Source organism: Streptomyces sp. NPDC046862 (assembly GCF_040704615.1).
Lineage (GTDB): Bacteria > Actinomycetota > Actinomycetes > Streptomycetales > Streptomycetaceae > Streptomyces.
Genome location: NZ_JBEYXP010000068.1, coordinates 44,555 through 56,627 on the forward strand (window position 1 = coordinate 44,555; position 12,073 = coordinate 56,627).

At 71.2% G+C, this 12,073-nt stretch carries 9 protein-coding genes; 3 read left to right on the plus strand and 6 right to left on the minus strand.

All coding sequences use genetic code 11. The annotated features are described in order from the left end of the window. Nucleotides 1-71: 71 nt before the first annotated feature. The 6 genes from AB0959_RS46320 to rsmI form a co-directional block, all read right to left on the minus strand. Nucleotides 72-986, minus strand: coding sequence for a 4-(cytidine 5'-diphospho)-2-C-methyl-D-erythritol kinase (locus AB0959_RS46320; RefSeq protein ID WP_366832948.1), 915 nt, complete (start codon nucleotides 984-986; stop codon nucleotides 72-74). Beyond that, nucleotides 983-1,879 carry a 16S rRNA (adenine(1518)-N(6)/adenine(1519)-N(6))-dimethyltransferase RsmA gene (rsmA, locus tag AB0959_RS46325; protein ID WP_366832949.1) on the minus strand — a complete coding sequence of 299 codons (897 nt, stop codon included), beginning with the start codon at nucleotides 1,877-1,879 and terminating at the stop codon, nucleotides 983-985. Before rsmA ends, AB0959_RS46320 begins: the two co-directional genes overlap by 4 nt. A 339-nt stretch (nucleotides 1,880-2,218) precedes the next feature. Then, on the minus strand, nucleotides 2,219-3,604 hold the full coding sequence (locus AB0959_RS46330; RefSeq protein WP_366832950.1) for a ubiquitin-like domain-containing protein: 1,386 nt from the start codon (nucleotides 3,602-3,604) through the stop codon (nucleotides 2,219-2,221). A gap of 166 nt (nucleotides 3,605-3,770) precedes the next feature. After that, nucleotides 3,771-4,688: a TatD family hydrolase gene (locus AB0959_RS46335; RefSeq protein ID WP_366832951.1), complete on the minus strand. Its 918-nt coding sequence runs from the start codon at nucleotides 4,686-4,688 to the stop codon at nucleotides 3,771-3,773. Between the two features lie 47 nt (nucleotides 4,689-4,735). Further along, the gene (locus tag AB0959_RS46340; protein ID WP_366832952.1) at nucleotides 4,736-5,179 is read right to left on the minus strand and encodes a hypothetical protein; all 444 of its coding nucleotides are present in this window, start codon (nucleotides 5,177-5,179) and stop codon (nucleotides 4,736-4,738) included. 440 nt (nucleotides 5,180-5,619) lie between these two features. After that, nucleotides 5,620-6,465: a 16S rRNA (cytidine(1402)-2'-O)-methyltransferase gene (gene rsmI, locus AB0959_RS46345; protein ID WP_366832953.1), complete on the minus strand. Its 846-nt coding sequence runs from the start codon at nucleotides 6,463-6,465 to the stop codon at nucleotides 5,620-5,622. A gap of 92 nt (nucleotides 6,466-6,557) precedes the next feature. Here rsmI and AB0959_RS46350 point away from each other — a divergent pair, with 92 nt between their 5' ends. The 3 genes from AB0959_RS46350 (at nucleotide 6,558) to AB0959_RS46360 (ending at nucleotide 11,875) form a co-directional block, all read left to right on the plus strand. Further along, nucleotides 6,558-8,276 carry a phospholipid carrier-dependent glycosyltransferase gene (locus tag AB0959_RS46350; protein WP_366832961.1) on the plus strand — a complete coding sequence of 573 codons (1,719 nt, stop codon included), beginning with the start codon at nucleotides 6,558-6,560 and terminating at the stop codon, nucleotides 8,274-8,276. 178 nt (nucleotides 8,277-8,454) lie between these two features. Continuing rightward, nucleotides 8,455-10,086, plus strand: a complete 1,632-nt coding sequence (locus AB0959_RS46355; protein ID WP_366832954.1) for a penicillin-binding transpeptidase domain-containing protein — start codon at nucleotides 8,455-8,457, stop codon at nucleotides 10,084-10,086. A 100-nt stretch (nucleotides 10,087-10,186) separates the two neighbouring features. Beyond that, nucleotides 10,187-11,875: a penicillin-binding transpeptidase domain-containing protein gene (locus tag AB0959_RS46360; protein WP_366832956.1), complete on the plus strand. Its 1,689-nt coding sequence runs from the start codon at nucleotides 10,187-10,189 to the stop codon at nucleotides 11,873-11,875. Nucleotides 11,876-12,073: the final 198 nt, after the last annotated feature.

The following is a 12,073-nucleotide window of genomic DNA, read 5'->3' on the forward strand; positions in this document are numbered from 1 at the left end:
CCCGTACTCAGATCACGTACTCAGATCACGAACTCAGATCACGAACTCAAGTCAGGCCCGGGTAACGGGGGTTACGGCTGACGCACGGGCGTCCCCACCACGGTCGCGCCTGGCGCGGGTGACGTGGCGGTGCGGGCCGTGCGGCACGTACCGGAGGCGAGGAGGGCCTCGGCGACCTCGGCGGCACGACCGGCGTCCGGTACCAGGAACGCCGTGGTCGGGCCCGAGCCGGAGACGAGAGCCGCGAGGGCACCGGCGGCGCGGCCGGCGGCCAGCGTGTCGCCGAGCGACGGGAAGAGGGAGAGCGCCGCGGGCTGGAGGTCATTGGCGAGGGCGCCCGCGAGGGCCGTGGCGTCGCCCTTGGCGAGGGCGTCGAGCAGTTCCTGGGAGGCGACCGGCTCCGGCACCTCGGTGCCTTCGGCGAGACGGTCGAACTCCCGGTAGACGGCCGGGGTGGAGAGCCCCCCGTCCGCGACGGCGAACACCCAGTGGAAGGCGCCCCCCACGTCGAGGGGCGTCAACTGCTCGCCCCGCCCTGTCCCGAGGGCCGCGCCGCCGACAAGACTGAACGGCACGTCACTGCCCAACTCGGCGCAAATGGCGAGGAGTTCGTCACGGGAGGTGTTCAGGCCCCACAGCGCGTCGCACGCCACCAGCGCGCCCGCCGCATCCGCGCTGCCGCCGGCCATACCGCCCGCGACGGGGATGTCCTTGGCGATGTGCAGGTGCACGGCGGCGTCGAGGCCGTGCCGTTCGGCGAGGGCGAGGGCGGCGCGGGCCGCCAGGTTCGTACGGTCCAAGGGCACTTGGTCGGCGCCCGGACCGGCGCACGTGACGCGCAGTTCGTCTGCCGTGGTCGCCGTGACCTCGTCGTACAGGCCGACGGCGAGGAAGACGTTGGCCAGGTCGTGGAAGCCGTCGGGGCGGGCGCCTCCCACCGCGAGCTGGACGTTGACCTTGGCGGGGACGCGTACCGTCACGCTCACTGCTGGACCGGCTCCTTGTGCTCTGCGTCCGCCGCGGAACGGTGCTCCGCGATACGGGCGAACTCCTCGACGGTGAGGGACTCCCCGCGTGCCTGCGGCGAGATCCCGGCGGCCACCAGGGCGGCCTCGGCGGCGGCGGCCGATCCCGCCCAGCCGGCGAGGGCGGCGCGCAGGGTCTTGCGGCGCTGGGCGAAGGCGGCGTCGACGACGGCGAAGACCTCCTGCCGGGTGGCCGTGGTGCTGATCGGCTCCGCGCGCCGGACGAGCGAGACGAGACCGCTGTCGACGTTGGGCGCGGGCCAGAAGACGGTGCGCCCGATGGCGCCCGCCCGCTTGACCTCGGCGTACCAGTTGGCCTTCACGGACGGTACGCCGTAGACCTTGTTGCCCGGCGCGGCCGCGAGGCGGTCGGCGACCTCCGACTGCACCATGACCAGCGTGCGCTCGATGCTGGGGAAGGTCTCCAGCATGTGCAGGAGCACCGGGACGGCCACGTTGTAGGGGAGGTTGGCGACGAGGGCCGTGGGGGCGGGGCCCGGCAGTTCGGTCACGTGCATCGCGTCGGAGTGCACGAGGGCGAAGCGGTCGGCGCGCTCGGGCATGCGGGCGGTGACGGTGGTGGGGAGGGCGGCGGCGAGTACGTCGTCGATCTCGACGGCCGTGACGCGGTCGGCCGCCTCCAGCAGGGCGAGGGTGAGTGATCCGAGTCCCGGGCCCACCTCGACCACCACGTCGTCGGGGCGTACCTCCGCGGTGCGGACGATCCGCCGGACGGTGTTGGCGTCGATCACGAAGTTCTGGCCGCGTTGTTTGGTGGGGCGTACGCCGAGTGCTGCCGCCAGCTCGCGGACGTCGGCCGGGCCCAGCAGGGCGTCGGGGGTGGGGCTGCTCACGTGCCAAGGGTACGGGGGGTTGGGGGCCGGGTCGTTCCTCGCCCCCGCCGCCCCTACCCGTCTACCCGTCTACCCGTCTACCCGTCTACCCGTCTACCCGTCTACCCGTCTACCCGTCCCATCCTGTCCCTGGGGGCTCCGCCCCCGGCCCCCGGGTGGGGGTGATTGAGGTGGGTGGGCCGGGTGCGGGTCGGGGGTGGCTGGTCGCGCAGTTCCCCGCGCCCCTGAAAACCCCGCGGTCACCCAGCGAATTCAGCCCCTCCGGCGTTTGAGGAGCGGGGTCCGGGGCGGAGCCCCGGGGGGACGGGTAGGGGCGGCGGGGCGAGACACCCCCTGCCCTCAGCCGCGCAGCCGCCCCCCGCAATGAGGCCAAGGACTCGCCCCCTGCCGCACATACAGTCTCTTCGCCCGCATCGTCTGCTCAGCCGCCGACGCGTCCTGCGGCCGCCCCGCACCACCGAGACTCCGCCACGTACCGGAATCGAACTGATACAGCCCCCCATACGTCCCGGACGGATCCACCGCGTCGGCCCGCCCACCGGACTCACACGCCGCCAGCCCCGCCCAGTTCAGGTGGTCCGCCCCCCGCACGGACATCGGCATCGGCATCGTCCCCACCTTCACGACCTGCGACTGCGGCTCACGCACCACCTCGGAACGGATCCGGCGCGGCTTCTGCCGGACGCCGTTGACGGTGCGCACGGAGTACGCCACGCGCCGCACCCCCGCACGCCCCGCCTGCTCCACGACCTCCGTGCCCTGGAAGAGCGACGGGTCGTCGGTGCGGCGCACGGCGAACGGGATCGGCTCCTCGCGCACCTCCCTGGCCCCGGTGATCCGCAGCACCGTGACCGTCTGCCCGTCCCGCGGGAAGCCGGCCTGCGGAACGGACGTCGTGTCCTGCCCCTTCAGCGTGATCCCGGCCTCCTCCACGGCCTCCCGCACGGTCGCCGCGTTAGTACGGATCGTCCGTGCCCGGCCGTCCGCCATGATCGTCACCGTCCGCTCGGTGCGGACGTCCAGCGCCAGCCCCTCGCGCCCGATCCGCCGGGAGCGCGAGGCCGACACGTACGCCCCCTCCGCGCGCACCCCCATTTGTTCGAGCGCCCCGTCCACCGTGTGCGCCGTCGTCCACACCCGGCGCGGCTGCCCGTCCAGCGTGAGGTGCACCGGCCGCCCGTACCGCACCGCCACCTCGTCGCCGCTGGCCAGGGCGGTGCCCGGCGTGGGCGCCACCATGTCGTGGGTGCCCACGGCGACGCCCTCGTCGGCGAGCAGTTCGGTCACGTCGTCCGCGAAGGTGTGCAGGGTGCGCGGCTTCCCGTCGACGGTCAGCTCGATCGCCTTGTCCTTGGCGACGAAGGCGGACGTACCGCCCGCGAGGAACGCCACCACCAGCGCCTGCGGAACGAGGCGGCGCAACGGCACGGGCCGGTCGGCGGCGCGCCTGCGGCGCGTGGCCCGCCGGGAGCGGGCCCGGCTCCGCCCGCCGGGTCTCTCGGGCGCCCAGTCCTCCGGACCGGACACCGGCGACTCGGCAGCCGTCTCGTAGTCCGTCTCGTAGGCGGGGCGGTACGTGTCCTCGTACGGGCCGTAGGGGAGGCCTGCGCGGAGGGTCGCCACTTCATGGGTTCCGGGATGGTCGCCGTACGGCGGAGTGACGGGGACCGGCCCGTACGTCTCGCCGTACACGTCGCCATACGTCTCGTACTGCGCTCTGCTCACGACGACACGCTCCTCGGGGGCCGGAGGCCGGATCGGGAGACCGCAACCTAATGGAACGGCCATCACTCTCCAAAGCAACGCGACTACACAGCGTGGCGATACGGGCCGGCACTCAGTGACCTTGATCACTCGAATGGCCCTGATGATGTACCGAAAGCGTTAGCCCTCAGTAATCGAACGCGCGCGCAGTGTTCGCCCCGATCGCCGTCGCCAGCGCGTCCTCGTCGATGCCCCGCACGGCAGCCATGGCCCGGACCGTGACCGGAATGAGATACGGCGCGTTGGGCCGTCCGCGGTACGGCGCCGGGGTCAGGAAGGGCGCGTCGGTCTCCACGAGGACCAGGTCCAGCGGGGCCACGGCGAGGGCGTCGCGCAACGGCTGGGCGTTCTTGAAGGTCACGTTGCCGGCGAAGGACATGAAGTAGCCGTGCTCGGCGCACACCCTCGCCATCTCCGCGTCGCCGGAGTAGCAGTGGAAGACCGTCCGGTCCGGGGCGCCCTCCTCCTTGAGGACGCGCAGCACGTCGGCGTGGGCGTCGCGGTCGTGGATGACAAGTGCTTTGCCCTGCCGCTTGGCGATCTCGATGTGGGCCCGGAAGGACCGCTCCTGTGCCGCCTTGCCCTCGGGGCCGGTGCGGAAGTAGTCGAGCCCGGTCTCGCCCACGGCCCTCACGTGCGGCAGCGCGGCCAGCCGGTCGATCTCGGCGAGCGCCTCGTCCAGGGCCGCGTCACCGCCGGGCTCCCGGGCGCCCTGCCGGGACCAGCCGTCGGGGTCGCCGTGGACGATGCGGGGGGCCTCGTTCGGGTGCAGCGCCACCGCGGCGTGGACGTTGGCGTGCGCCGCCGCCGTCTCGGCCGCCCAGCGGGAGCCCTTCACGTCGCATCCGACCTGCACGACCGTCGTCACCCCCACGGACGCGGCCTTGGCGAGGGCCTCCTCCACCGTGCCGGACTGCATGTCGAGGTGGGTGTGCGAGTCGGCGACGGGAACGCGGAGCGGCTCGGGAAGCGGAGGCGCGGCGTTCTTGTCCTGCTTCCCCTGCTCGTCCCGCTTGTCCTGTCGGCCGGAGGTGTTCGAAGGCATGCCCCGATCCTACGAAGGGGGCATGCCCTCACGGCGTCCGGTGCCGGTCAGCTCGCCTTGCGCTGGAACGGGTGCAGCAGATCGGACAGATGCCAGTGGTGGTGCTCCTTGGCGCCTTCCGGCTCCTGGCCCTCGGCCGGCTCATCCGTCGCCTCACCTACCGCGGAGGCCTCGTCCGCCGGGACCTGGCGCGGCACCGGACGGGGCTGTCGGTGGAGGTGGCTCTGCACCGAGGACACCTGCCCCGCCTTCATGATGCGCACCACGTGGTTGTCGCAGTTCTGGCAGGTGGGCTTGGACAGCGGCGAAGGGACGACCTTCCCTTCCGCCACGTACATCACGAACTCCTGGCCGTCGCCGTCTATGTGGTGCTCTATCTCGTACGACTGCTCCCAGCCGTGCCCGCAGCGCATGCAGGCGAAGGAATAGGACTCGTGAACGACTGCCGTCGCCGTGCCGCGGTGGCCGATCTGCCCTGCGATCTCGGTCATGCCAGCTCCTGTTGTCCGCTGGACAAGCCCCCACGGCGCGGGATTCCCCCTTGAATCCCAAGTGGGGGCGGAGGACGGGTGCGTCCCTGCCATCCAGTGGACTGCTCCGTGGGTGCGAGCGCATCAGCCCTGTCGAGTGTTGGAGCGGTTTTGGTCTCCCCTTGTCGCAACCCCCCTGACACCAGGCCTGAGCTTTGCTTTCGCCACGGCGCTTTTACACGTGCATGGGGCGCAGGGTCGCACCAGAGGGGCGCACCAAAGGGTGCGCCCCGTCAGCGGAGCGGGCCCGTACCGATCTGCGCAAAGGACCCGCACCCCGCAATAAACCGCGCCCCCAACGACGCGCCCCGTCAGGGGCGCGGGGAACTGCGCGAGCAACCCACCACAACCCGCACCCCGCCACAAACCGAACCCTCAACGGCGCGACCCGCAAGTACCGCTCAACCCGCGGAGCGCTTCGCCGCGACCACCGCGTCAAAGACCACCCGCTTGGCCACCCCCGCCTCCACAGCCACCGCCGCGATCGCCTCCTTGCGCCGCTCCCCCGCCTCCTCCCGCACCCGCACCCTCCGCACCAGCTCCTCCGCGCCGACCGCCTCGACCCGCTCCGGCGCCCCCTCCACCACCACCGTGATCTCCCCGCGCACACCCTCGGCGGCCCACGAGGCCAGCTCGCCCAGGGCCCCCCGCTTGACCTCCTCGTACGTCTTCGTCAGCTCACGGCACACCGCCGCCCGCCGCGACTCCCCGAACACCTCGGCCATCGCCGCGAGCGTGTCGTCCAGCCGGTGCGGAGACTCGAAGTACACGAGCGTGCGCCGCTCGTCCGCGACCTCCCGCAGCCGCGACAGCCGCTCGCCCGCCTTGCGGGGCAGGAACCCCTCGAAGCAGAACCGGTCCACGGGCAGCCCGGACAGCGCGAGCGCGGTGAGCACGGCGGAGGGGCCCGGCACGGCGGTGACCCGCACGTCCTTCTCCACCGCGGCGGCGACCAGCCGGTACCCCGGGTCGGAGACCGACGGCATCCCGGCGTCCGTGACGAGCAGCACACGCGAGCCCCCCACCAACGCCTCGACGAGCTCGGGCGTACGGGCGGACTCGTTGCCCTCGAAGTACGACACGACCCGGCCGGAGGGCTGCACGCCCAGCGCCTGCGTCAGGCGCCGCAGCCGCCGGGTGTCCTCCGCGGCGATCACGTCCGCCCCGGCCAGTTCCTCGGCGAGCCGGGGAGGCGCGTCCGCGATGTCGCCGATGGGGGTGCCTGCCAACACAAGGGTTCCTGTCACGTTTCCATCCTCGCAGGGGCCATACACGGGACTCCCACAGACGTGTTCCCTACGATGGCGCGGTGACCAGTACCGCGAGTACCGCGTCCTCCATGGACACCCGGCAGGGCCAGGCCACCGAAGAGCAGCGGCCGTCGTGGCAGCAGCGGCTGCGCCGGTTCGGATACACGGCGAAGCCGAGAGGCGACGTCCGTGACCGGCTGGTGCCCCCGTACACCCGGCCCGGCCCCCGGCTGTGGGCGGTGCTCGGGCTGCGCGAGGAGGTGGCCGTCCGGATCACGCGCTGGTCGGCGTGGGGCGGTCCGCTGCTGGTGACGTTGCTCGCCGGACTGATGCGGTTCTGGAACCTGGGCAGCCCGAAGGCGGTGATATTCGACGAGACGTACTACGCCAAGGACGCGTGGGCGCTCATCCACCGCGGGTTCGAGGTCAACTGGGCCAAGAACGCCAACGACCTCATCCTGCAGAACAACGGCAAGGTCCCGATCCCGACGGACCCGGCGTACGTCGTGCATCCGCCCATCGGCAAGTACGTCATCGGCATCGGCGAGTGGCTGTTCGGGTTCACACCGTTCGGCTGGCGCTTCATGCCGGCGCTGCTCGGGACGCTGTCCGTGCTGATGCTGTGCCGGATCGGACGCAGGATCTTCCGTTCGACGTTCCTCGGCTGCCTCGCGGGCACGCTGATGGCGGTGGACGGGCTGCACTTCGTGATGAGCCGTACGGCGCTGCTCGACCAGGTGCTGATGTTCTTCGTGCTGGCCGCTTTCGGCTGCCTGGTGATCGACCGCGACAAGACGCGCGAACGACTGGCCGCCGCGCTGCCACCGGACGGCGACGGGGTGGTCCGCCCGAACGCACACGTGGCGGAGACCACCCGCTTCGGCGGACGCCCCTGGCGCTGGCTGGCGGGTCTCTGCCTGGGCCTGGCCTTCGGCACCAAGTGGAACGCCCTCTACATCCTCGCCGCGTTCTGCCTCATGGCGGTGCTGTGGGACGTCGGCTCCCGCAGGGTCGCCGGTGCCGAGCGCCCGTACGCGACGGTGCTCAAGCGCGACACCGGCCTGACGTTCCTGGCCACGGTCCCGGTCGCGATCGCCACCTACCTGGCCTCCTGGCTCGGCTGGATCCTCTCCCCGGACAACGGCAAGGGCGGTTACTTCCGCAACTGGGCGGCGACGGCGGGCAAGGGCGGCGACTTCACCTGGCTCCCCGACTGGCTGCGCAGCCTCTGGCACTACGAGCACGAGGTCTACAAGTTCCACGTGGGCCTGTCGTCCCCGCACACGTACCAGTCGAACCCGTGGAGCTGGATCGTGGACGGCCGCCCGGTCTCGTACTTCTACGAGTCCCCGATGCCCGGCAAGGACGGCTGCCCGGCGGACGCGGGCGAGAAGTGCGCCCGCGAGGTCCTCGCCATCGGCACGCCGCTGCTGTGGTGGGCCGCCGGCTTCGCCGTGCTCTACGTCCTGTGGCGCTGGCTCTTCCGCCGCGACTGGCGCGCGGGTGCCATCGCCTGCGGTATCGCGGCCGGCTACCTGCCCTGGTTCATGTACCAGGAGCGCACGATCTTCTTCTTCTACTCGATCGTGTTCCTGCCCTTCCTCTGCCTGGCAGTCGCCATGATGACCGGCGCGATCCTCGGTCCCCCCGGCTCGACGGAACGCCGCCGCGTCGTGGGCGCGGCGGGCGCGGGCGTCCTGGTCCTGCTGATCGCGTGGAACTTCATCTACTTCTGGCCCCTGTACACGGGCACGGCGATCCCCATCGACTCGTGGCGTTCACGGATGTGGCTGGATACCTGGGTCTGAGCCACGGATCTGATCTCTCTTCGGACAACATTCGGACAACTCCTTCCACAGTCACCCCTCAGGTCGCTTACAGTGCCGAGCGACCAAGCTTTTCTGAACGCGTTCAGAAACTGAGACCGTTCAGAGACGCTGCAAGGGGGAGTCGCCCGTGAGGGCGCCAACGGGGAGGGATCGCGCGATGCGCAAGGGGGCAAAGGCCGCCGTCGTCGGTGGGGTGTTCGCCGTGATGGTGGGGGGTGCCGGGTACGGCGCGTACAACTTCGTGAGCGCGCTCAGCGACGACGGCGGGGGTTCGGGCTCGGCCGATACGTCCACCGTGAAGAGCGGGCCGCCGAGCGGGGACGAGGTCAAGGAGACGGCCGGTAAGTTCTTCGCGGCCTGGGAGAAGGGGAAGGCCACCGAGGCCGCGGACTACACGAACTTCGCGTCCGACGCCGAGGGCCTGCTGGCCGCCTACCGCGACGACGCGCACATACGTGACGTGAAGATCACGCAGGGGACGACGTCCGGCCGGACCGTGCGGTTCTCCGTGAAGGCCACGGTGGCGTACGAGGGGAAGAGCAAGCCGCTCGCGTACGACAGCGAACTGACCGTCGTCCGTGGGGAGACGACCGGCAAGGCGCTGGTCGACTGGAACCCCGCCGTCGTGTACCCCAAGCTGCGCAAGGGCGACACGCTGTTCACGGGCGAGGCCGCCGCCCCGCCGATCAAGGCCGTCGACCGCAACGGCGTCGAGCTCACCAAGGAGAAGTACCCCTCCCTCGGACCGATCCTGGACGCGCTGCGGGAGAAGTACGGCGAGAAGGCGGGAGGCCGACCGGGCGTCGAGTTCGCGATCCGGCACGGCCAGGAAGGGGAGGGCGACACCACGCTGCTGACCCTGGCCAAGGGCAGGGCGGGCACGCTGCGGACGACGCTCAGCGCCACCGCCCAGGCGGCCGCCGAGAAGGCGGTCGAGAAGTTCTCCGAGTCGTCGGTGGTGGCCGTCAAGCCGAGCACCGGTGACGTACTGGCCGTCGCCAACCACCGGAACGACGGATGGAACGCCGCCTTCCTCGGCGAGCTGGCACCCGGCTCCACCATGAAGATCGTCAGCGCCGCCACGCTCATCGACGACGGCATCACGACGGCGACCGGCCCGGCGCCCTGCCCGGCCACGGCCACCTGGCAGAGCCAGACCTTCAAGAACCTGGACGGCATGACCCCGAACGACAGCGCGACCCTCTCGGAGAGCTTCGCGCGCTCCTGCAACACGGCGTTCGTGAAGTACGCGGACGAGGTGAAGGTCGACTCGCTGACCAAGGAGGCCCAGGAGAGGTTCGGACTCGGCCGGGACAACTGGAAGGTCGGCGTCCAGTCCTTCGACGGCGCGGTCCCCGCCTCCGGCGGCCCTAACACGGCCGCCAACATGCTCGGCCAGGGCGACGTGCAGATGAGCCCGCTGAACATGGCCTCCGTCACCGCGACCGCCATGACGGGCACCTTCCGCCAGCCGGTCATCGTCCCGCAGCGGCTCGACGGCCGCCAACTGGCCACCGCCCAGGGCCTGAAGGCGAGCACCGTCCAGCAGCTGCGCCAGATGATGAACCGCACCGCGACCAGCGGCACCGCGGCCAACGCGATGTCCGGGCTCAGCGGCAGCATCGGCGCCAAGACCGGCTCCGCCGAGGTCGACGGGCAGGCCAAGTCCAACAGCTGGTTCACCGGCTACCGGAACGACGTCGCGGCCGCGGCCGTGACCCAGGAGGGCGGCCACGGCGGCGACGCGGCCGGTCCGATTGTCGCAACCGTGCTACGAGCTGCCGGCTGACGTCACTCCTGTCACACCGGGACTCTAGTGTGGTGCCGTCGTTCTCGATGAGGAGCGTGAGGGCAGCGGGGGCCTGGTAACAGCGGAGGAACGTAGGGCTGTGGGCAAGAGAAGGCGCGTCACCGAGGAAAAGAGCAGCACCAAACGCCCGCTCGTGGTGGGCGGGCTGATCGCTGTGGTCGTGGGCGGCGGCGCGTTCGGCGCGTACGCCCTGGTCGGCGGGGGCGCGGCGGCTGAGGACAGATCGTCCTCCGGCGCCGACGCCAAGCCCGTGAAGACCGGCCCTCTGTCGGTGAAAGAGGTCGGCACCGCCGCCACGGCGTTCCTCACCGCCTGGCAGGGCGGCTCCGTCACGAAGGCGGCGGCCGCCACCGACGACTCGGCGGCCGCGAAGACCGCGCTGACCGGCTTCACCAAGGACGCGCACATCACCGAGGTGACGCTCACCCGCGGCAAGCGCACGGGCGACCAGGTCGCCTTCTCCGTCAAGGGCACGGTGTCCTACAAGGGCACCCCCAGCAAGCCGATCTCGTACGAGTCGTCGCTGACCGTCGTACGGCGTGCCAAGGACGGCAAGCCGATGGTCGGCTGGAAGCCGTCGGTGGTCCACCCCGACCTCGGCGAGGGCGACCGGCTGGTCACCGGCGAGTCGGGCACGCCCCCGGTGAAGGCGCTCGACCGGGACGGCGGCGAGCTGACGACCGCCGAGTACCCGTCGCTGGGGACCGTGCTGGACGGTCTGCGCGAGAAGTACGGCAAGAAGGCCGGCGGCAAGGCGGGCATCGAACTGCGCGTGGTCCACGCGAAGTCCGCGGACGCCGAGAAGGAGGACCAGAAGGCCCCGGACAAGACCCTGCTGGAGCTCAGCAAGGGCACGCCCGGGACCCTGAAGACCACCCTCAGCCCGAGCCTGCAGAAGACCGCCGAGGAGAAGGTGGCGGCGAAGAAGAAGGCCTCGGTCGTGGTGATGCGCCCGTCGACCGGCGAGATCCTGGCCGTGGCGAACTCCAGCCCCGGCTTCAACGTGGCCTTCCAGGGCTCGCTCGCCCCCGGCTCCACCATGAAGATCGTGACGTCGGCGCTGCTCTTCGACAAGGACCTCGCCTCGGCGGACAAGGTCCACCCGTGCCCCAAGTACGTGACGTACGGCGGCTGGAAGTTCCAGAACGACGACAAGTTCGAGATCAAGGGCGGCACGTTCAAGGCGAGTTTCGCGCGCTCCTGCAACACGGCCTTCATCTCGCAGGCCAAGAAGCTGGACAACGACTCGCTGACGAAGGAGGCCCAGCAGGTCTTCGGCCTCGGCATGAACAACTGGTCCATCGGCGTGCCGACCTTCGACGGTGCGGTGCCGGTGCAGAGCCAGGCCCAGATGGCGGCGTCGCTGATCGGGCAGGGCGGGGTGCGCATGAACCCGCTGAACATGGCGTCCGTGGTCGCCACCGCCAAGACGGGTGTCTTCAAGCAGCCGTACCTGGTGTCTCCGTCGGTGGACAACCGCACCCTCGCCACCGCCTCGCGGCCGATGCCGTCGAAGGTCCAGTCACAGTTGAAGGAAGTCCTCCAGTACACGGCGGCGGCCGGTACGGCGGCCGAGGCCATGGCCGGGCTCGGCCCCGACTTCGGTGCCAAGACCGGTTCCGCGGAGGTCGACGGGCAGAAGCAGCCCAACGGCTGGTTCACCGCGTGGAAGGGCGACCTCGCGTCGGCGGGTGTGGTCCAGCAGGGCGGTCACGGGAGCGAGTCGGCGGGACCGATCGTGGCGGCACTGCTGAAGGCGGGCAGCTGACGACGGAAGGTGGCGGCGGGACCTGACGGCGGGTTTTCCTCGCCCCGCCGTGCGGGCAACTGCACGGTCTTCAGGGGCGCGGGGAACTGCGCGACCAGCCCCCACCCACCCGCACACAACCCACCCACCCCAGCCCCCCCCCCCCACGGGGGTCTGGGGGCGGAGCCCCCGGGGTTGGGACGGGTAGGGGCGGCGGGC

Bases quoted from the DNA above. Each gene is read 5' to 3' on its own strand.
- AB0959_RS46335 (WP_366832951.1), bottom strand. From the start codon at position 4,688: ATGCCTTCGAACACCTCCGGCCGACAGGACAAGCGGGACGAGCAGGGG.
- AB0959_RS46340 (WP_366832952.1), bottom strand. From the start codon at position 5,179: ATGACCGAGATCGCAGGGCAGATCGGCCACCGCGGCACGGCGACGGCA.
- AB0959_RS46350 (WP_366832961.1), top strand. From the start codon at position 6,558: ATGGACACCCGGCAGGGCCAGGCCACCGAAGAGCAGCGGCCGTCGTGG.
- AB0959_RS46355 (WP_366832954.1), top strand. From the start codon at position 8,455: ATGCGCAAGGGGGCAAAGGCCGCCGTCGTCGGTGGGGTGTTCGCCGTG.